Origin of the sequence: Candidatus Kosakonia sp. 282A-S69, assembly GCF_029433855.1 — a bacterium.
Taxonomy (GTDB): Bacteria; Pseudomonadota; Gammaproteobacteria; order Enterobacterales; family Enterobacteriaceae; genus Kosakonia; species Kosakonia cowanii_A.
Genome location: NZ_JAROAU010000003.1, coordinates 976151 through 995995 on the forward strand (window position 1 = coordinate 976151; position 19845 = coordinate 995995).

Consider the following 19845-nt stretch of genomic DNA (forward strand, 5'->3'; position numbering starts at 1 on the left):
TAGCGTGCCTGGCAACGCGCTATTTCAGCGCGTCGACGCCAATAAGAGAGCCACTATGCACTGCCGCCCGGACTGCGGAGCCTGCTGTACCGCCCCGTCCATTACCAGCCCGATCCCCGGCATGCCCAACGGTAAACCGGCCAACACGCCCTGCGTTCAGCTTGATGAACATCAGCGCTGCAAACTCTTTGGTTCACCGCTGCGGCCAAAAGTGTGCGCCGGCCTGCAGCCAGGCCCGGAGATGTGCGGGTCAACGCGCGAACAGGCGATGATCTACCTCCTCGATCTCGAACAGCAGACCGCTCCGTAATACCTTTGCTAGCTGAACAGGCTGAAGGCGATAAGCTGACGGTCAAATCCGCGTCAGCAAATTTTGCTTACCAGAGTGCAAAATGTGCAGTGCCTCAAAATTCTTAAACGCTAAATGAGAGATTTCTTGATCGCTGAGCAAAAAAGGTCAAGACTCCTTGAAACGTTTCAGCGTCATCGCATTGTCTCTGAACCTCAGCGGTGGCGTCATCTTTCTTATGCAAGCTGAAACGATTCAATTTCAGCGGGAGACGAGTCACATGTTCCAGTTATCCGTTCAGGACATCCATCCAGGCCAGCAGGCCGGTAACAAAGAAGAGGCCATCCGCCAGATTGCGGCGGCACTGACAGAAGCCGGCAACGTTGCTGATGGCTACGTCAATGGCATGCTCGCACGCGAGCAGCAAACTTCTACCTTTCTTGGCAACGGCATCGCCATTCCGCACGGCACCACCGACACGCGCGACCAGGTGCTGAAAACCGGCGTCAAAGTGTTCCAGTTCCCGCAGGGCATCTTGTGGAGCGAAGGGCAGGTGGCCTACGTTGCCATCGGTATCGCCGCCAGCTCCGATGAGCACCTCGGCCTGCTGCGTCAGCTGACGCATGTGCTGAGCGATGACGCTGTCGCCGCGCAGCTGCAATCTGCGACCACGGCTGAAGAGCTGCGCGCATTGCTGATGGGCGAAAAGCAGAGCAGCGCGCTGAAGCTGGACAACGAAACCCTGTCGCTGGACGTGAACGCCAATTCGCTGATGACGCTGCAGGCGCTGAACGCCGCGCGTCTGAAAGAGGCGGGCGCAGTAGACAGCGCCTACGTTACCCGTGCGATTAACGAACAGCCGCTGAATCTCGGTCAGGGCATCTGGCTGAACGACAGCGCCGAGGGCAACCTGCTGAGCGCAGTGGCCGTCAGCCGCGCTGCCACACCGTTTGAAGTTGAAGGCGAAAACGCCGCCGTACTGGTGAGTGTCGCCATGGCCGATGAGCAACCTGTTGCCGTGCTGAAGCGCCTGAGCGATCTGCTGCTGGCAAATAAAGCTGACCGTTTGCTGAACGCCGACGCCGCCACGCTGCTGGCGCTGCTGACCAGCGACGACGCGGTAGCTGACGATCTGCTCAGCGAAGAGTTTGTCATTCGTAACGAACACGGCCTGCATGCCCGTCCGGGCACCATGCTGGTCAACACCATTAAACAGTTCAACAGTGAAATCACCGTCACCAACCTCGATGGATCGGGCAAACCGGCAAATGGCCGCAGCCTGATGAAAGTGGTTGCGCTGGGCGTGAAAAAAGGACACCGCCTGCGCTTTACCGCACAGGGCGAAGATGCTGAACAGGCGCTGAAAGCGATTGGCGACGCCATCGCAGCAGGCCTGGGAGAGGGAGCGTAAATGAGCAGAAGAGTCGCAACAATTACTTTAAACCCGGCCTACGATCTGGTGGGTTTCACCCCGGAAATCGAGCGTGGCGAAGTCAACCTGGTGCGCACCACCGGGCTGCACGCCGCCGGTAAAGGGATCAACGTCGCCAAAGTGCTGAAAGACCTCGGCATCGACGTTACCGTTGGTGGCTTCCTTGGTAAAGATAACCAGGACGGTTTTCAGCAGCTGTTCAGCGAACTGAGCATTGCGAACCGTTTCCAGGTGGTGCAGGGGCGTACACGCATCAACGTTAAGCTGACTGAGAAAGATGGCGAAGTGACCGACTTTAACTTCTCCGGTTTCGAAGTTACTCCGGCCGACTGGGAGCGCTTCGTCGCCGACTCGCTCACCTGGCTTGGTCAGTTTGATATGGTCTGCGTCAGCGGCAGCCTGCCGTCCGGCGTCAGCCCGGAAGCCTTTACCGACTGGATGACGCGCCTGCGCAGCCAGTGCCCGTGCATCATCTTTGACAGCAGCCGTGACGCGCTGGTGGCCGGGCTGAAAGCCGCGCCCTGGTTAGTGAAACCTAACCGCCGCGAGCTGGAGATCTGGGCCGGTCGTAAACTGCCGGAATTGCAGGACGTTATTGAAGCCGCTCACGCGCTTCGCGAGCAGGGGATCGCCCATGTGGTGATTTCGCTGGGCGCAGAAGGGGCGCTGTGGGTCAACGCTTCGGGTGAATGGATCGCCAAACCGCCGTCAATGGAAGTGGTAAGCACCGTTGGCGCAGGGGATTCGATGGTTGGCGGCCTGATTTATGGCCTGCTGATGCGTGAGTCCAGTGAGCACACTTTACGCCTGGCCACCGCTGTCGCTGCACTGGCGGTCAGTCAGAGTAACGTAGGGATTACCGATCGTACCCAGTTAGCCGCGATGATGGCGCGCGTTGACTTAAAACCCTTTAACTAACAGCAGGAGAGGCATAATGAAAACGCTGCTGATCATCGACGCTGAGCTCGGACAGGCCCGCGCCTATATGGCAAAGACCCTGCTGGGCGCGGCGGCGCAAAAAGCGAATCTGCAATTTGTTGATAACCCTGGTGACGCGGAACTGGCGATCGTGCTGGGCAGCCAGCTGCCAAACGACGCGGCGCTGAGCGGGAAAAAAGTCTGGCTGGGCGATATCAATCGCGCGGTCGCGCATCCGGAGCTGTTCCTGAGCGAAGCGAAGAATCACGCAACGCCTTACAGCGCACCGGCTGCTGCACCTGCGACGGCAGCCCCGGCCGCAGGGCCGAAACGTATTGTTGCCGTGACCGCCTGTCCTACCGGCGTCGCGCACACCTTTATGGCGGCAGAAGCGATTGAAACAGAAGCGAAAAAGCGCGGCTGGTGGGTAAAGGTCGAGACGCGTGGCTCCGTGGGCGCAGGCAATGCCATCACCCCGGAAGAGGTGGCGCAGGCCGATTTAGTTATCGTTGCGGCGGATATCGAAGTTGACCTGGCAAAGTTTGCCGGCAAACCGATGTACCGCACCTCGACGGGTCTTGCGCTGAAGAAAACGGTGCAAGAGCTGGATAAAGCGGTAGCGGAAGCGAAGCCGTACCAGCCATCCAGCAAAGGGCAGTCTGAATCCTCAAAAGGCAAAAAAGAGAGCGCGGGCGCCTATCGTCACCTGCTGACCGGCGTCTCTTACATGCTGCCGATGGTGGTGGCGGGCGGTCTGCTGATCGCACTCTCCTTCGCCTTTGGTATTACCGCATTTAAAGAAGAGGGGACGCTGGCGGCGGCACTGATGAAGATCGGTGGCGGTACGGCGTTTGCACTGATGGTGCCGGTACTGGCGGGCTTTATCGCCTTCTCCATTGCCGACCGTCCGGGTCTGACGCCAGGTCTTATCGGCGGTATGCTGGCAGTAAGCACCGGGTCTGGCTTTATCGGCGGTATCATTGCCGGTTTCCTTGCCGGTTACATTGCGAAAGCGATCAGCAAAGGCTTTAAGCTGCCGCCAAGTATGGAAGCGCTGAAACCGATTCTGATTATTCCGCTCTTCTCCAGCCTGATTGTTGGCCTGGCGATGATCTACCTTATCGGCACGCCAGTGGCGAAAATCCTGGCGGGTCTGACCTCCTGGCTGCAAACCATGGGCACAGCGAACGCCGTTCTGCTGGGCGCGATCCTTGGTGGCATGATGTGTACCGATATGGGCGGTCCGGTGAACAAAGCGGCCTATGCCTTTGGTGTCGGGCTGCTGAGTACGCAAACCTACGCGCCGATGGCGGCGATTATGGCGGCCGGTATGGTGCCACCGCTGGCGATGGGTCTGGCGACGCTGGTTGCACGCAACAAGTTCGACAAAGGTCAACGTGAAGGTGGTAAAGCGGCGCTGGTGCTGGGTCTCTGCTTTATCTCTGAAGGGGCCATTCCGTTTGCGGCGCGCGATCCGATGCGTGTTATTCCATGCTGTATCGCGGGCGGTGCGCTGACCGGTGCTATCTCGATGGCGATTGGCGCCAAACTGATGGCGCCGCACGGTGGTCTGTTTGTGCTGCTGATCCCGGGCGCTATCACCCCGGTGCTCGGTTACCTGCTGGCAATCGTTGCCGGTACGCTGCTGTCGGGTCTGCTTTATGCCCTGCTGAAACGTCCGGAAACGGAGATGGCTGCGAAAGTAGCGTAAGCCGTAGAAACAGAAAAAAGGCCGCTCAGCGGCCTTTTTTTATGCCCGCAAAAGGGCAGGTTTTGCTGTTATTGGCTCGATAAGCGCAGCGCCATCAGGCACTGCGGTATTGCCGGATGGCGGCTTGCGTCTTATCCGGCCTACGGCTCGGGATGGTTTTGCTTTTGTAGGCCTGATAAGCGCAGCGCCATCAGGCACTGCGTCATTGCCGGATAGCGGCTTGCGTCTTATCCGGCCTACGGACTCGTAGAGGATTATCCGGCGGCGGTTTCGGCGTACTGCTGTGCTTTCAGCCACGCGATCTCTTCCACCCAGATATCCGGATTAACGGTCTCGAGGATCAGCGGGATGCCGTCGAAGCGCGTGTCGCGCATAATCCAGCGAAACGCATCGTGGCCGATGTTGCCTTCGCCGAGGCTGTGATGGCGGTCGACCCGGCTGGCAAAGCCACTTTTCGCATCATTCAGGTGCATTCCGCGCAGGTATTTGAACCCCACCACGCGTTCAAACTCGGCAAAGGTGGCGGCGGTCGCCTCTTCGCTGCGCAGATCGTAACCGGCGGCAAAGGCATGGCAGGTATCAATACAGACGCCGACGCGGGATTTATCCTCCACGCCGTCGATGATCGCCGCCAGATGCTCAAAGCGGAAGCCGAGGTTGCTGCCCTGACCGGCGGTGTTTTCAATCACAGCGGTGACGCCTTCGGTCTGCGCCAGCGCAATGTTGATGGATTCGGCAATGCGCGCCAGACACTTCTCTTCCGGGATCTGCTGCAGGTGGCTGCCGGGGTGGAAATTGAGCAGTGTCAGCCCAAGCTGCTGACAGCGGGAGAGCTCATCAATAAACGCATCGCGGGATTTTTCCAGCGCCTCATCAACCGGATGCCCGAGGTTAATCAGATAGCTGTCGTGGGGGAGGATTTGCGCCGGCGAATAGTTGTGCGTTTCGCACGCGGTTTTGAACGCATCAATCGTTTCTGTGGTTAGTGGCGCGGCGCGCCACTGACGCTGATTTTTGGTAAACAGCGCGAACGCCGTTGCGTCGAGTTCGGCGGCGCGGATGGCCGCATTTGCGACGCCGCCTGAGGCGCTAACATGCGCACCAATGTATTTCATAAACACTCCTGTTGAGACCCGCCGGGGGAAAACCGACATCATAGCGGGTCTGCAGGGCCGAGATGTAGTGCTTTATGCCATCACCGCGTGAACCAGCAGATTGATAATCCCCCCGCCGATAATCAGCCAGATAAAGAGCAGCAGCCCCATCACCAGCGGTTTCGCCCCGGCGTTTTTCAACGCGCTGACGTGAGTGGTCACGCCCAGTGCGGCCATCGCCATCGCCAGCAGTAGCGTATCCAGTGTGTTCAACGTCTTCACCGCCGCAGGGGGTAACAGATGAAAGGAGTTAAATACCGCCACCGCCACGAAGCCGAGAGCAAACCACGGGATCGTCACCTGACTTTTCTTTTTCCCCTCCAGCGGGCTGAGCTGTTTCACCCGCGCGGCCAGCAGCAGTAAAAAGGGGGCCAGCATCATCACACGCAGCATTTTGGCAATCACCGCCGCGTTTTCCGCCTGTGGGCTGACGGCGTGACCGGCGGCGACGACTTGCGCCACTTCATGCACCGTCGATCCAATCCAGATGCCATAGGTCTGCGGGTTAAACCAGGGCGCAAGCAGCGGCCACAGCGCCGGGTAGATAAAGATCGCCAGCGTACCGAAAATCACCACCGTGGCGATGGCGACGGTCACTTTGCTCGCCTCCGCTTTCACTACCGGCTCTGTTGCCAGCACCGCCGCCGCGCCGCAGATACTGCTGCCCGCGCCAATCAGCCAGCTGGTTTTCTTGTCCAGCCCAAAAACCTTTTGTCCAAGGAAACAGGCCAGCATAAAGGTGCTGGAGAGGGTCAGCACATCAATGACTACGCCGCTGACGCCAACGTCAGCTATTTGTGAAAAGGTCAAACGGAAGCCATAGAGGATAATGCCGAGGCGGAGCAGATGCTGTTTCGCTAACAGCACGCCACTGTCGCAGTGGCGATGCAGTGCCGGGTAGAGGGTGTTACCCAGCACCATGCCGAGCAGGATCGCCAGCGTTAACGCGCTCAGGCCAATACCAGCAACCGCAGGCAGGGAGCCCAGCCACAGCGCGGCGGCGGTAATGAGCCCGCTCAGCAGCAGGCCGGGCATAACGCGCCAGACGCGCGAGTGATGAGAGTGTAATGTGATGTCGGTCATAGCCTTCTCCTCTTGTTGATGAAAAGGGTACGGCGCGCTGGCTTAAAGGTAAAATTGATTATATATTTATAATTAATCTTTATAAGTGGTAAGCGACTCCCTATGCATATAACCCTGCGTCAGCTCGAAGTCTTCACGGAAGTGCTGAAAAGCGGTTCCACTACCCAGGCCTCCCAGCGTCTGGCGCTGTCGCAATCCGCTGTGAGTGCTGCGCTGACGGATCTGGAGGGACAGCTCGGCGTGCAGCTGTTTGATCGCGTCGGCAAACGGCTGGTGGTGAATGAACACGGGCGGCTGCTCTATCCGCGCGCGCTGGCAGCGCTGGAGCAGGCAAGTGAAATTGAACAGCTGTTTCGCGAGGCTAACGGTGCCATCCGCGTCTTCGCCAGCAGCACCATCGGTAACTACATCCTGCCGGAGGTGATCGCTCACTACCGGCGTGATTTCCCCGAGCTGCCGCTGGAGCTGAGCGTCGGCAACAGCCAGGATGTGATCACCGCCGTGGCCGATTTTCGCGTGGATATCGGGCTTATTGAAGGGCCATGTCATGCCGCGGAGATCGTGGCTGAACCCTGGCTTGAAGATGAGCTGGTGGTGTTTGCACCGCCTTCCTCGCCGCTGTTGCAAGGGGAGGTGACGCTGGATGCGCTTGCCGCTGCGCCGTGGATCCTGCGCGAGCGCGGCTCCGGTACCCGCGAGATCGTCGACTATTTACTCCTTTCACACCTGCCGCATTTTCAGTTAGGCATGGAGCTTGGCAACTCCGAAGCGATTAAACATGCGGTGCGCCACGGGCTTGGCATCAGTTGCCTGTCGCGCCGCGTGATTGCCGAACAGCTGGAAACCGGCACGCTGGTGGAAATTCCCCTGCCGCTACCCCGTCTGGTACGCACCTTGTGGCGCATTCATCACCGCCAGAAACATCTCTCCAGCTCTTTGACCCGCTTTATCCGCTACTGCGATATCTGATTGCACCATCAGCAGGCACCTGCACCGTTTTAGGGGTGCAGGTCTCTTCACCTTAGCCCGCTCTCCCGCTGAAACAGGCCGCTGGCTTCGTTGGCACATTAGTTGCAAAAACTGAGTCAAAGAATCTTTTGTTTCATGGGCGATGAGGTGTTGAGATGAAAAAGTGGATGATGGCGACGGCCAGTGCAGCAGTGATGATGGTCTGTTCCGCCCAGGCGCTGGCGGATCAGTTACAGGATATTCAACAGCGTGGCGTGCTGCGCGTGGCCGTCCCGCAGGATTTTCCCCCGTTTGGTTCGGTAGGCACTGATTTGCAGCCGCAGGGCTACGATATCGACATGGCAAACTACCTGGCGAAGGGGATGAAGGTGAAGCTGCAACTGGTGCCGGTCACCAGCGCTAACCGCGTGCCCTATCTGCAAACCAATAAAGTCGATTTGGTGATCTCAAGCCTCGGTAAAAACGCCGAGCGCGAGCGGGTGATCGATTTCAGCCGCGCCTATGCGCCATTCTTCCTCGGTGTCTTTGGCCCGAAAGAGGCAACCCTTGCCGATGCGAACGCCCTGAGTGGCAAAACCATCGGCGTTACGCGCGGCGCGGTGGAGGATATGGTGCTGAGCGATGTCGCGCCAAAAGATGCCCAGGTGAAGCGTTATGAAGATAACAACACCACGCTTTCGGCCTATCTCTCCGGGCAGGTCGCGTTTCTGGCCACAGGCAATGTGGTGGTGGCGGCAATTGCTCGCCAGAACCCGCAACACGCGCCGGTGAGCAAATTTATGCTCAAAGATTCACCCTGCTTTATCGGGCTGATGAAAAACCAGCCAGCGCTGAAGGCAGAGGTCGACAAGCTGGTCGATCAGGCGCAGAAAGAGGGCACGCTCAATAGCTTCTCGCAGAAGTGGATGCAGGCGCCGCTGCCCGCGAACTTTGGCGCATAACCGATGACGGTCACGCTTGATTTCGCCGCGCTCTGGCCCTTCTGGCCTGAGCTATTGGCCGGGCTGTGGACAACCATCACCCTGACGCTGCTGGCAACGGTGGGCGGCGTCGCGCTTGGCATCCTCGGCGCGGCGCTGCGCAGCGGCAAACCGGGCGTGCTGAGCACGCTATGGGGGATCTATGTCGAGGTGATCCGCAATACGCCCTTTGTCGTGCAGCTCTTCTTTATTGTTTTTGGTTTGCCGGGGCTGGGGCTGAAGCTCACTGCCGGTCAGGCGGCGCTGATCGCCATGCTGGTTAACCTTGGCGCTTACAGCACGGAGATTATCCGCGCGGGCATTCAGGTGACGCCAAAAGGACAGTGGGAAGCGGCGCGGGTGCTCGGGCTGACAAAAGTCCAGACCTTTATGCGCGTGGTGCTGCCACCCGCGCTGGCGCGAATCTACCCGGCGCTGGTCAGCCAGTGCGTGATGGTGATGCTCGGCTCATCGGTAGTGTCGCAGGTCTCTTATGAGGAGCTGACGTTTATGGCGAACCTTATCCAGTCGCGCACCTTTTTAAGTTTTGAAGTCTATTTCGTCACCACGCTGCTCTACCTCGCGCTCTCGCTGCTGATGCGCCAGGTGCTGCTGGCGATCGGGCGCAAATGGTTAGGGAGCGGAGCATGATGAGTACCTTTACCGACTGGGACATTGTGCGCAATCTGCTGCTGGCCGCCCGCTGGACGGTGCTGCTGTCGCTGATTGCCTTTTTCTGCGGCACGCTGGTAACGCTACCGCTGCTGATGGTGCGACTGGGTCGCTGGCGCTGGCCGCAGCGCTTTGTCAGCGCTTACGCCGCGCTGTTTCAGGGCACGCCGCTGCTGATGCAGCTGTTCCTCGCCTTTTTTGGCCTTGGGCTGTTCGGTATTGATGTCAGCGCCTGGACCGCCGCCACGCTTGCCTTAACGCTGTTTACCAGCGCCTTTTTGCTCGATATCTGGTACGGGTCGATTCGCGCCCTGCCGAAAGGGCAGTGGGAAGCCAGCCGCTGTCTTGGGCTGAGCTTCGGTCAGACGCTGTTTCGCGTTATCGCCCCGCAGGCGATCCGTATTGCCATTGCGCCGACGGTGGGTTTTTCCGTGCAGGTAGTGAAAGGCACGGCGCTGGCATCCATTATCGGTTTCGTTGAGCTGACCAAGGCGGGCACCATGCTTAACAACGTCACCTTTGCGCCATTTAAAGTCTTTGGCCTCGTCGCGACGGGCTACTTCCTGCTGTGTTATCCGCTGTCGCGCTACAGCCGTTATCTGGAGAAAAAGTTCCATGCCGCTCATCACCATTAATGATGTTCAGAAATATTATGGCGACAACCATGTGCTCAAGGGCGTGAGCCTGGATATTGAGATGGGTGAAGTGGTGTCGATTATAGGGCGCAGCGGTTCGGGTAAAAGCACGCTGTTACGCTGTATGAACGGGCTGGAGGGCTACCAGGATGGCAGCATCAAACTCGGCGGGATGACGGTCACCGACCGCGAATCGCAGGCGCGGGAGATCAGCCGCTCCGTCGGGATGGTGTTTCAGAGCTTCAATCTCTTTCCCCATATGACGGCGCTGGAAAACGTGATGCTGGCACCGCGCCGGGTGCTGAAAATGCCGGCTGAAGCCTGCCGCGAACTGGCCGTGGAGATGCTGGAGAAAGTCGGGCTTGGCGAGCGCATCGACTATGCGCCATCCAGCCTTTCCGGCGGTCAACAGCAGCGCGTCGCCATCGCCCGCGCGCTGGCGATGAAGCCGAAAGTGCTGCTCTGCGATGAGATCACCTCCGCGCTCGATCCCGAACTGGTCGGTGAAGTGCTGCGCGTGCTGGAGAAGCTTGCCGCAGAAGGGATGACGCTAATTCTGGTCACCCATGAGATGAATTTCGCCCGCGAAGTGGGCGATCGGGTAGTGTTTATGCATCAGGGCAAAGTGTGGGAGCAGGGGGCGAGTAAAACTTTCTTCACCCAGCCGCGCACGCCCGAGTTACAGCAGTTTATCGCCTCGGTGCGCGGTCTCGCCTGACCGCGCGCATTCGCCTCGCCACATCCTCCATTCACTGCTTTACTTATAATTCGCGGCCTATCATGAAGGTCTCTAATAAGAGACCTTTTCCACCGGAAGGGCCGCGTTTCGTCTGCTACAATCGCGCCTCATTTTTTGGATGGATAGCTTTTTCTTATGGTTTCCGAATCAAAAACCACAGAAGCGACCACGCTTCGTCGTGCACTGAAAGCGCGTCATCTGACGATGATCGCCATTGGCGGCTCCATCGGGACCGGTCTGTTTGTCGCCTCGGGGGCGACCATCTCCTCAGCGGGGCCGGGCGGCGCGCTGCTCTCCTATATCCTGATTGGCCTGATGGTCTATTTCCTGATGACCAGCCTTGGCGAGCTGGCCGCCTTTATGCCGGTTTCCGGCTCCTTTTCGACCTATGGGCAGAAATATGTGGAAGAGGGCTTCGGCTTCGCCCTCGGCTGGAACTACTGGTACAACTGGGCGGTAACCATCGCCGTTGACCTGGTTGCTTCCCAACTGGTGATGACCTGGTGGTTCCCGGATACGCCGGGCTGGATCTGGAGCGCGCTCTTCCTCGCGGTGATCTTCCTGCTTAACTACATCTCGGTAAAAGGCTTTGGCGAAGCGGAGTATTGGTTTTCGCTGATCAAAGTGACCACCGTGATTATCTTTATCATCGTCGGCGTGATGATGATTGTCGGCATTTTCCAGGGCGAAAAACCGGCGGGCTGGAGCAACTGGAGCCTCGGCGACGCGCCGTTTGCCGGCGGGTTCTCCGCGATGATAGGCGTAGCGATGATTGTCGGCTTCTCCTTCCAGGGCACCGAGCTTATCGGTATCGCGGCCGGCGAGTCGGAAGACCCTGAGAAGAACATTCCGCGCGCGGTGCGTCAGGTGTTCTGGCGAATCCTGCTCTTCTATGTCTTCGCGATCCTGATTATCAGCCTGATTATCCCTTATACCGATCCAAGCCTGCTGCGTAACGACGTGAAAGATATCAGCGTCAGCCCGTTTACGCTGGTGTTTGAACATGCTGGCCTGCTCTCAGCGGCGGCGGTGATGAACGCGGTGATCCTGACGGCGGTGCTGTCGGCGGGCAACTCGGGCATGTATGCCTCCACCCGTATGCTCTACACGCTGGCGTGTGACGGTAAAGCGCCACGCATCTTCGCCAGACTGTCAAAAGGCGGCGTGCCGCGCAACGCGCTGTATGCCACAACGGTGATTGCCGGTCTCTGCTTCCTTACCTCCATGTTTGGTAACCAGACCGTCTACCTGTGGCTGCTCAACACCTCCGGCATGACCGGCTTTATCGCCTGGCTGGGCATTGCCATCAGCCACTATCGCTTCCGCCGCGGTTACGTTGCGCAGGGGCACTCGCTGGATAACCTGCCGTACCGCTCCGGTTTCTTCCCGATGGGGCCGATCTTCGCCTTTGTGCTCTGCCTGATTATTACCCTTGGGCAGAACTATCAGGCCTTCCTCGAGGAGACCATCGACTGGGGCGCGGTGACGGCGACCTATATCGGCATTCCGCTCTTCCTGGTGATCTGGTTGGGCTACAAGTTCAGCAAAGGCACGCGCTTTGTGCGCTACAGCGAGATGGAGTTCCCGGAACGCTTTACCAAATAATTGCCTGCTTCACGCCCTCTGCTCAGAGGGCGTTTTTTTATCTCTTTCTCCTGCCTGTTGCCTGTCCTCCTTTACATAACTTTAATTTTACCAAATTGATAATCATTCTCGTTTACATTAAGGTAAGCGTCTGAAAAAAAAGGGAACCCGGCGGGGTTGATGCGCCTGATGTTTCCATAATCTATAACGCCGCCGTCAATGCAACGGGGCGCGGATTTGCAATGCGTGAGCAAATTTTTCAATCTTTTTCAGACCTCATGGAGTTACGGAATGTTTACCTTGAATCCCATTATGCGGGGAGGCCTCTGTGCGTCCGCGTTAACGCTGGCGCTGCCGGTGATGGCCGCCGCAGGGGAGGGTGAAACGCTGGTGGTGACCGCCTCGGCCAGCGAGCAGAACCTGAAAGATGCGCCTGCCAGCATCAGTGTCATCACGCAGCAGGATTTACAGCGCAGGCCGGTGCAAAACCTGAAAGATGTGCTGAAAGAGGTGCCCGGCGTACAGCTCACCAATGAAGGGGATAACCGTAAAGGCGTCAGCCTGCGCGGGCTGGACAGCAGCTATACCCTGATCCTGATTGATGGCAAACGCGTCAACTCGCGCAATGCCGTCTTCCGCCACAACGATTTTGACCTCAACTGGGTGCCGGTTGAGGCGATTGAGCGCATCGAAGTGGTGCGCGGCCCGATGTCCTCGCTGTATGGCTCCGACGCTCTCGGCGGCGTGGTGAATATCATCACCAAAAAAATCGGCCAGCACTGGAGCGGCTCAATCACAGCGGATACCACCATCCAGCAGCACCGCGATCGCGGCGATACGCAAAATGGCCAGTTCTACACCAGCGGGCCACTGATTGACGGCGTGCTCGGGCTGAAGGCCTTTGGTGGCGTGTCTAAGCGCGAAAAAGATCGGCAGCAGGCCTCGCAAACCGCCGCCAGCGGTGAGTCGCCGCGCATTGAGGGCTTTACCAGCCGCGATGGCAATATTGAGCTTGCCTGGACGCCAACAAAAGATCACGACTTTACCGCCGGCTACGGTTATGACCGCCAGGATCGTAACTCCGACTCGCTGAATAAAAACCGCCTCGACCGCCAGAACTACTCGCTGGCACATAACGGGCGCTGGGGCATGGCTAATAGCGAGCTGCGTTTTTATGGCGAGAAGATTGATAACAAAAACCCGGGCAACGCCAGTGCCATCCGTTCTGAAAGCAACACTGTGGATGGCAAAGTGGTGCTGCCGCTGGGTGAGATCAATCAGTTAGTGACGCTGGGCGGTGAATGGCGTCATGACAAACTCAGCGATCCCATTAACCTGACCGGCGGTAACAGCAGTAAAACCTCCTCCAGCCAGTACGCGCTGTTTATCGAAGATGAGTGGCGGATTGTCGAACCGCTGGCGCTGACTACCGGTATTCGCATGGATGATCATGAAATCTATGGCGATCACTGGAGCCCGCGCGCCTATCTGGTATGGAGCGCCACCGATACCCTAACAGTGAAAGGGGGCTGGGCAACGGCCTTTAAAGCGCCGTCGCTGCTGCAGCTAAGCCCCGACTGGGCGACTAACTCCTGCCGCGGCGGCTGCCGGATTGTCGGCAGCCCGGAGCTGAAACCGGAAACCAGCGAAAGCTTCGAGCTGGGGCTCTACTACAGCGGCGAAGAGGGCTGGCTTGAGGGCGTGCAGGGGAGCGTCACCGCGTTCCAGAACAATATCGACGATATGATCAATATTACCCGCACCCCCAGCCTGACCGACGCACCGGGTTACCCTAACTTTGTCGGCTTTGAGCGTAACGCCCGTGGGGCGCGGGTACCGGTGTTCCGCTACTACAACGTCGATAAAGCGCGGATTCAGGGCGTCGAGACGGAGGTGAAAATTCCGTTCAATGAGGCATGGAAACTGACGCTTAACTACACCTATAACGATGGACGGAATCTGAGTGGCGGAGGTAATAAGCCGTTGCAGGATCTGCCATTCCACACGGCAAACGGCACGCTGGACTGGCAGGCTAACGACGCGTGGTCCTTCTATCTGTCGGCGAATTACAGCGGCGAAAAGCGCTCGGTATCGCAGGGGGCAACGCCGGGCGGGTATGTTATCTGGAATGCGGGCGGCGCATGGCAGGCGACGAAAAACGTCAAACTGCGCGCGGGCGTGCTTAACCTCGGCGATAAAGATCTCAGCCGCGATGACTACAGCTTTAACGAAGATGGGCGTCGCTACTTTGCGGCGGTAGATTACCGCTTCTGATGAGAGATCCCGGCGTGAAAACGCCGGGATGATGCTTAGCGGAAGAGGTGCTGCGCATGGAAGCGCAGATGATCTTCAATAAACGAGGCGATAAAGAAGTAGCTGTGATCGTACCCTGGCTGAATGCGCAGGGTCAGCGGCCAGCTTTTCTGCCGCGCCACTTCTGCCAGCCGCGCCGGCTGTAGCTGATCGGCGAGGAACTGGTCGCTGTCCCCCTGATCGATAAGGGTCGGAATGGCGTCACCTTCGCCGCTTTCCAGCATCAGTGCGCAGCTGTCCCACTCGCGCCACTGGCTGGCGTCCTCACCTAAATAGGCGTTAAAGGCTTTCTGTCCCCACGGCACCTGCAGGGGATTCACAATCGGTGCAAAGGCGGAGACGCTAACGTAACGGCCCGGATTTTTCAGCGCCATGATCAGCGCACCGTGGCCGCCCATTGAGTGACCGCTGATCGCCGCCTGGCTGCTGACGTTAAACTCGCTCTGGATCAGAGCAGGGAGCTCGTCGCGCAGATAATCAAACATCCGGTAGTGCCTGGCCCACGGCTGCTGGGTGGCATTGAGATAGAAGCCAGCCCCTTTACCCAGATCGTAACTGTCGGCGTCGGCAACCTCATCACCGCGCGGGCTGGTGTCCGGCATGACCAGCACAATGCCCAATTCAGAGGCTACGCGCTGGGCGCCGGCTTTGGTGGTGAAATTCTCATCATTGCAGGTCAGGCCGGAGAGCCAGTAAAGCACCGGCGGGCGCGCATCGCTACGCTGCGGCGGTAAAAAGATGCTGAACGTCATGGCGCAGTTCAGGACGCTGGAGTCGTGACGCCAGCGCTGCTGCCAGCCTTCAAAACAGCGATGCTCTTCGAGCAATTCCATGCGGGGCTCCTCAGGTTTCACAGAGATAAACAGAGTGATAACCCTGCATAATACAGATAATTCACACCGCTGTGAGTAACTTTCACTTCCGCACTTGCGCAACATACTGCATCATAAACATAACTTTACATTAACATTTGGGGGCGGAGATGGCGCTACGCGTCGCGCTGTGCGGTTTTATCGTGCTGGTGGTGGTGATGGGAATTGGTCGCTTTGCCTTTACACCACAGGTGCCGTTAATGATCCGTGACGACCAGCTCACTCTCACCAGCGCCGGGCTGGTGGCGGCCATTAACTACCTTGGCTATCTGCTCGGTGCCTGGGATGCGATGCGCGCGAAGCGGCATATTGAAGTGCGCCTGTGGCTTGGCATTGGCGGCGCGGTGCTGCTCACTTTCCTCTCTGCACTGGCGGACAACGCGCTGCTGCATGGCGCGATTCGGCTCATCATCGGCGCGATGAGCGGCTGGGGAATGGTGCTGATTGCCGCCTGGAGCAATGAGCGGCTGGCCCACGCCGGGAAACCGGGGCTCAGCGCGGCGGTGTTTGCCGGGCCGGGCGCGGGCATTGCGTTAAGCGGGTTGCTGGCGGTGGCGATTCAGGCCAAAGGCTTAAGCGCCGCGTCAGCCTGGCACGTTTACGGCGTGCTGGCGCTGCTGCTGGTGGCGCTGATTGCCCGCTACTTACCGAAGCCCGGCGAGTGGCACCGCCCGGAGATTAAGACGCAGCCTCTGCACCTGACAACCAACCTGAAACGGCTGGTCTGGAGCTACAGCCTGGCAGGGTTTGGCTATATCCTGCCCGCTACCTTTTTGTCGCAGATGGCGGCGCTGCGCTTTCCCAATAGCCTGTTTGCCCAGTTTGTCTGGCCGGTTTTTGGCTTCGCGGCGGTGATCGGGATTGCTCTGAGTATTTTGCTGCGCCACTGCGGGCAGAGCCATCAGCGGCTGGCGATAGTGCTCTGGTTGCAGGGCGCGGGCGTGCTGGCGGCCTGGCTTCTGCCGGGAATTAGCGGGCTGGTGTGCGGCGCGGTGCTGGTCGGCGGCGGTTTTCTCTGCGCGGTGCAGCTTTCGCTGCTCTATGGTCGCGAGCTGGCACCCTATCACGCCCGCTATATGGCGGGTCTGCTCACCACCGGGTATGCGCTCGGGCAGCTGGTCGGCCCGATGACCTCTGCGCTCTCGACCTGGCTTACCGGACGCCTTGAGCCGGCGCTCGGCATCGCGGCGGTTGCGCTGGTGATTGGTGGTGTTCTGGTATGGAAACGCCGCGCCTGAAAGGCAGCGGCGATTTCAATAATTATCCCCGGCGGGGCTGGATTATGTGCGCGACCTCACGCACAATGTTGCCTCACTTCGCCGCAACACGCGAAGCACGCCATACCTGCAGGAGAAGAAGAAAATATGTCATCACTCAGTAAAGAAGCGGCGCTGGTGCACGAGGCGCTGGTAGCCCGTGGTCTGGAAACCCCGCTGCGCCCCCCGGTGCAAATGGATAATGAAACCCGTAAACGCCTTATCGCCGGCCATATGACCGAGATTATGCAGCTGCTCAATCTCGATCTGAATGATGACAGCCTGATGGAAACGCCGCATCGCATCGCCAAAATGTATGTCGATGAGATCTTCTCCGGCCTCGATTACGCGAATTTCCCGAAAATCACCGTCATTGAAAATAAGATGAAGGTCGATGAGATGGTGACCGTGCGCGATATTACGCTCACCAGCACCTGCGAACACCACTTTGTCACTATCGACGGCAAAGCAACCGTGGCCTATATCCCGAAAGAGTCGGTGATTGGCCTGTCGAAAATTAACCGCATTGTGCAGTTCTTCGCCCAGCGCCCGCAGGTTCAGGAGCGTCTGACCCAGCAGATCCTCACCGCGCTGCAGACACTGCTTGGCACCAACAATGTCGCGGTATCGATTGATGCGGTCCATTATTGTGTGAAAGCGCGCGGCATTCGCGATGCCACCAGCGCCACCACCACCACCTCGCTCGGTGGCCTGTTTAAGTCGAGCCAGAACACCCGCCAGGAGTTCCTGCGCGCCGTTCGCCACACTAACTGATTGCGGGAGCCGCTGATATGGGAAGGAGCGTCACGCTCGATTTTATCCGTGGCCTCGCCATTCTCGGCATTCTGCTGCTCAATATCACCGCCTTTGGTCTGCCGAAGGCGGCCTATCTTAATCCCGCCTGGTATGGCGACATCACCCTGCATGATGCCTGGACCTGGGCGCTGCTCGACCTTGTCGCGCAGGTAAAATTTCTCTCGCTGTTCGCCATTCTCTTTGGTGCCGGGTTGCAGATGCTGCTGCCGCGCGGTAAGCGCTGGATCCAGTCGCGTCTGACGCTGCTGGTGCTGCTCGGTTTCATTCACGCACTCTTCTTCTGGGAAGGCGATATTCTGCTGGCTTATGGTCTGGTGGGGCTTATCGGCTGGCGAATGATTCGCGATGCGCAGAGCGTGAAAGCGATGTTTCATACCGGCGTGATGCTCTATCTCATCGGTATTGTCGTATTGCTGCTGCTGGGCGCGATCTCTGGTACTACGCCGAACAACGCCTGGCTACCCGATGCCGCTAATGTGCAGTATGAAGCCTGGTGGCGTACCAGCGGCACGCTGACGGAGGGGCTAAGCAACCGCAGCGATCTCCTCTCAAACGCCTTGCTGGCGCTCGGCGTGCAGTATGGCTGGCAGCTGGCCGGGCTGATGTTGATTGGTGCCGCGCTGATGCGCAGCGGCTGGATGAGAGGACAATTCCCGCTGCGCCACTACCGTCGCGTTGGTGCGCTGCTGGTGATCACGGGAATGGCTATTAATATTCCGGCCATCATCGCGCAGTGGCAGCTGGGCTGGTCTTACCGCTGGTGCGCCTTCTTTTTGCAGGCGCCGCGCGAGCTGAGCGCGCCGGTGCAGGCCATCGGTTATGCGGCGCTGGCGTGGGGCTTCTGGCCGCAGATCTGCGCCAGCAAACTGGTAAGCGCTATCGCCTGCGTCGGGCGCATGGCGCTCAGCAACTACCTGTTACAGACGCTGATCTGCACCACGCTGTTTAACCACCTCAATCTCTTCATGCGCTTTGATCGCCTGCAGCTGCTGGCGATCGTTCCCGCCGTCTGGGCGGTTAATCTCCTCTTCTCCGTGCTCTGGCTCAGGCGTTTCCGTCAGGGGCCGCTTGAGTGGCTGTGGCGACAACTCACCGCCCGTGCGGCGGGCAGCGCATTACCACCTACAAGCAGATAACGATCTGGATCACAATCGTTAACAAATGCGATGTAACCGTTTCCATTGATGTGATGCCTCTCACGCAGTAAAGCCACCGCGACTGCCAGAATAGCCTCCTTACTTTACCCAGGGGGTACCTGTGACGTGCCGCCATTCAGACAAGGTGGGAAAAAATGATCACCATTCGTGACGTTGCCCGTCATGCGAACGTCTCCGTCGCGACGGTTTCCCGCGTACTCAACAATAGCGCACTGGTCAGCCAGGAGACGCGGGAAACCGTGATGCAGGCGGTCGCTCAGCTGGGTTATCGCCCGAATGCCAACGCCCAGGCGCTGGCGACGCAGGTGAGCGACACCATCGGCGTGATTGTGATGGACGTCTCCGACGCCTTCTTCGGCGCGCTGGTCAAAGCGGTAGATACCGTCGCGCAGGAACATCAAAAATATGTGCTGATTGGCAACAGCTACCATGAAGCGGAAAAGGAGCGCCACGCCATTGAGGTGCTGATACGTCAACGCTGTAACGCGTTGATTGTGCACTCAAAAGCGCTGAGCGACGAAGAGCTGACGGGCTTTATGGAGCAGATCCCCGGCATGGTGCTGATCAACCGCGTAGTGCCCGGCTATGCCCATCGCTGCGTCTGTCTTGATAACGTCAGCGGGGCGGTAATGGCGACGCGGATGCTGCTGAACAATGGTCATCAACGCATCGGCTATCTGGCCTCCAGCCACCAGATTGAAGATAACGATTTACGCCGCGAAGGCTGGTTCCGTGCGCTGGAAGAGCAGGGCATTGCCGCGCCGGACAGCTGGGTTGGCACCGGTTCACCGGATATGCAGGGCGGGGAGGCGGCGATGGTCGAACTGCTGGGACGCAACCTGCAATTAACCGCCGTATTCGCCTACAACGACAGCATGGCAGCCGGCGCGCTAACGGCGCTTAAAGACAACGGCATTGCCGTGCCACAGCATCTCTCGCTCATTGGCTTTGATGATATTCCGATTGCCCGTTACACCGATCCGCAATTAACCACCGTGCGCTACCCGGTGGCATCAATGGCGCGGCTGGCAACGGAACTGGCGCTACAGGGGGCGGCGGGCAAGCTCGATCCACAGGCGGCACACTGCTTTATGCCGACACTGGTGCGCCGCCATTCAGTCGCGTTGCGACAAAGTGTGGCACCGATCACTAACTTGTAATGCGTCGTGATGTAACCGTTTTCAATCTGTGAGTAAATTCACAGTATCTTAACAAGGCGCTGACTATGATGTCAGCGTTTTGGAAGCTGAAACACGATGTAACGGTGAGTATTCATTTTTAATGAA

Annotated in this window: 17 protein-coding genes and 1 pseudogene; 15 read left to right on the forward strand and 3 right to left on the reverse strand. The window is 58.5% G+C overall.

The features are described from left to right. Positions 1–55: 55 nt before the first annotated feature. From PU683_RS10295 to fruA, 4 genes are all read left to right on the forward strand, one after another. Positions 56–310, forward strand: a complete 255-nt coding sequence (locus PU683_RS10295; RefSeq protein WP_277174262.1) for a YkgJ family cysteine cluster protein — start codon at positions 56–58, stop codon at positions 308–310. A 259-nt stretch (positions 311–569) separates the two neighbouring features. Beyond that, a complete protein-coding gene (fruB, locus tag PU683_RS10300) occupies positions 570–1700 on the forward strand; it encodes a fused PTS fructose transporter subunit IIA/HPr protein (protein WP_277171376.1) in 1131 nt (376 codons plus the stop codon). After that, positions 1701–2639, forward strand: coding sequence for a 1-phosphofructokinase (fruK, locus tag PU683_RS10305; protein ID WP_277171377.1), 939 nt, complete (start codon positions 1701–1703; stop codon positions 2637–2639). A gap of 16 nt (positions 2640–2655) precedes the next feature. After that, positions 2656–4350, forward strand: coding sequence for a PTS fructose transporter subunit IIBC (fruA, locus tag PU683_RS10310; protein ID WP_277171378.1), 1695 nt, complete (start codon positions 2656–2658; stop codon positions 4348–4350). A gap of 254 nt (positions 4351–4604) precedes the next feature. Here fruA and nfo read toward each other — a convergent pair whose 3' ends face one another. Both nfo and PU683_RS10320 read right to left on the reverse strand, forming a co-directional pair. Next, a complete protein-coding gene (gene nfo / locus PU683_RS10315) occupies positions 4605–5465 on the reverse strand; it encodes a deoxyribonuclease IV (RefSeq protein ID WP_277171379.1) in 861 nt (286 codons plus the stop codon). 72 nt (positions 5466–5537) lie between these two features. Beyond that, the gene (locus tag PU683_RS10320; protein WP_277171380.1) at positions 5538–6587 is read right to left on the reverse strand and encodes a YeiH family putative sulfate export transporter; all 1050 of its coding nucleotides are present in this window, start codon (positions 6585–6587) and stop codon (positions 5538–5540) included. A 102-nt stretch (positions 6588–6689) separates the two neighbouring features. Here PU683_RS10320 and yieE point away from each other — a divergent pair, with 102 nt between their 5' ends. The 7 genes from yieE to cirA all read left to right on the forward strand — a co-directional run bounded on the left by yieE (position 6690) and on the right by cirA (position 14419). After that, positions 6690–7556, forward strand: a complete 867-nt coding sequence (gene yieE / locus PU683_RS10325) for a DNA-binding transcriptional regulator YeiE (RefSeq protein WP_277171381.1) — start codon at positions 6690–6692, stop codon at positions 7554–7556. A 155-nt stretch (positions 7557–7711) separates the two neighbouring features. Next, positions 7712–8497, forward strand: a complete 786-nt coding sequence (locus tag PU683_RS10330) for a transporter substrate-binding domain-containing protein (protein WP_277171382.1) — start codon at positions 7712–7714, stop codon at positions 8495–8497. Between the two features lie 3 nt (positions 8498–8500). Further along, positions 8501–9166, forward strand: coding sequence for an amino acid ABC transporter permease (locus PU683_RS10335; protein WP_277171383.1), 666 nt, complete (start codon positions 8501–8503; stop codon positions 9164–9166). Further along, positions 9166–9822, forward strand: a complete 657-nt coding sequence (locus PU683_RS10340; RefSeq protein WP_277174263.1) for an amino acid ABC transporter permease — start codon at positions 9166–9168, stop codon at positions 9820–9822. Before PU683_RS10335 ends, PU683_RS10340 begins: the two co-directional genes overlap by 1 nt. Further along, entirely contained in the window at positions 9803–10540 is a 738-nt protein-coding gene (locus tag PU683_RS10345) for an amino acid ABC transporter ATP-binding protein (RefSeq protein ID WP_277171384.1), read from the forward strand. Before PU683_RS10340 ends, PU683_RS10345 begins: the two co-directional genes overlap by 20 nt. Positions 10541–10696: 156 nt before the next feature. Beyond that, positions 10697–12166, forward strand: coding sequence for an amino acid permease (locus PU683_RS10350; protein ID WP_277171385.1), 1470 nt, complete (start codon positions 10697–10699; stop codon positions 12164–12166). A 270-nt stretch (positions 12167–12436) separates the two neighbouring features. After that, a complete protein-coding gene (gene cirA, locus PU683_RS10355) occupies positions 12437–14419 on the forward strand; it encodes a catecholate siderophore receptor CirA (protein WP_277171386.1) in 1983 nt (660 codons plus the stop codon). Between the two features lie 35 nt (positions 14420–14454). On the opposite strand, the gene fghA is transcribed toward cirA, so the two are convergent. After that, positions 14455–15291 carry an S-formylglutathione hydrolase gene (gene fghA / locus PU683_RS10360; protein WP_277171387.1) on the reverse strand — a complete coding sequence of 279 codons (837 nt, stop codon included), beginning with the start codon at positions 15289–15291 and terminating at the stop codon, positions 14455–14457. 149 nt (positions 15292–15440) lie between these two features. Between fghA and PU683_RS10365 the strand changes: the two are divergent. The 4 genes and pseudogenes from PU683_RS10365 (at position 15441) to galS (ending at position 19719) form a co-directional block, all read left to right on the forward strand. Next, a pseudogene (locus PU683_RS10365) lies at positions 15441–16590 on the forward strand (YbfB/YjiJ family MFS transporter). A gap of 104 nt (positions 16591–16694) precedes the next feature. Then, complete coding sequence (gene folE, locus PU683_RS10370) at positions 16695–17360, forward strand: GTP cyclohydrolase I FolE (protein ID WP_023479844.1); 666 nt, start codon at positions 16695–16697, stop codon at positions 17358–17360. 17 nt (positions 17361–17377) lie between these two features. Next, the gene (gene yeiB, locus PU683_RS10375) at positions 17378–18538 is read left to right on the forward strand and encodes a DUF418 domain-containing protein YeiB (RefSeq protein ID WP_277171389.1); all 1161 of its coding nucleotides are present in this window, start codon (positions 17378–17380) and stop codon (positions 18536–18538) included. Between the two features lie 155 nt (positions 18539–18693). Beyond that, entirely contained in the window at positions 18694–19719 is a 1026-nt protein-coding gene (gene galS / locus PU683_RS10380; protein WP_277171390.1) for an HTH-type transcriptional regulator GalS, read from the forward strand. Positions 19720–19845 lie beyond the last annotated feature (126 nt).

Bases quoted from the DNA above. Each gene is read 5' to 3' on its own strand.
- galS (WP_277171390.1), top strand. From the start codon at position 18,694: ATGATCACCATTCGTGACGTTGCCCGTCATGCGAACGTCTCCGTCGCG.
- yieE (WP_277171381.1), top strand. From the start codon at position 6,690: ATGCATATAACCCTGCGTCAGCTCGAAGTCTTCACGGAAGTGCTGAAA.
- cirA (WP_277171386.1), top strand. From the start codon at position 12,437: ATGTTTACCTTGAATCCCATTATGCGGGGAGGCCTCTGTGCGTCCGCG.
- PU683_RS10350 (WP_277171385.1), top strand. From the start codon at position 10,697: ATGGTTTCCGAATCAAAAACCACAGAAGCGACCACGCTTCGTCGTGCA.
- PU683_RS10330 (WP_277171382.1), top strand. From the start codon at position 7,712: ATGAAAAAGTGGATGATGGCGACGGCCAGTGCAGCAGTGATGATGGTC.
- PU683_RS10295 (WP_277174262.1), top strand. From the start codon at position 56: ATGCACTGCCGCCCGGACTGCGGAGCCTGCTGTACCGCCCCGTCCATT.
- folE (WP_023479844.1), top strand. From the start codon at position 16,695: ATGTCATCACTCAGTAAAGAAGCGGCGCTGGTGCACGAGGCGCTGGTA.
- nfo (WP_277171379.1), bottom strand. From the start codon at position 5,465: ATGAAATACATTGGTGCGCATGTTAGCGCCTCAGGCGGCGTCGCAAAT.
- fruA (WP_277171378.1), top strand. From the start codon at position 2,656: ATGAAAACGCTGCTGATCATCGACGCTGAGCTCGGACAGGCCCGCGCC.
- yeiB (WP_277171389.1), top strand. From the start codon at position 17,378: ATGGGAAGGAGCGTCACGCTCGATTTTATCCGTGGCCTCGCCATTCTC.
- PU683_RS10335 (WP_277171383.1), top strand. From the start codon at position 8,501: ATGACGGTCACGCTTGATTTCGCCGCGCTCTGGCCCTTCTGGCCTGAG.
- fghA (WP_277171387.1), bottom strand. From the start codon at position 15,291: ATGGAATTGCTCGAAGAGCATCGCTGTTTTGAAGGCTGGCAGCAGCGC.
- PU683_RS10345 (WP_277171384.1), top strand. From the start codon at position 9,803: ATGCCGCTCATCACCATTAATGATGTTCAGAAATATTATGGCGACAAC.
- fruB (WP_277171376.1), top strand. From the start codon at position 570: ATGTTCCAGTTATCCGTTCAGGACATCCATCCAGGCCAGCAGGCCGGT.
- PU683_RS10340 (WP_277174263.1), top strand. From the start codon at position 9,166: ATGAGTACCTTTACCGACTGGGACATTGTGCGCAATCTGCTGCTGGCC.
- PU683_RS10320 (WP_277171380.1), bottom strand. From the start codon at position 6,587: ATGACCGACATCACATTACACTCTCATCACTCGCGCGTCTGGCGCGTT.
- fruK (WP_277171377.1), top strand. From the start codon at position 1,701: ATGAGCAGAAGAGTCGCAACAATTACTTTAAACCCGGCCTACGATCTG.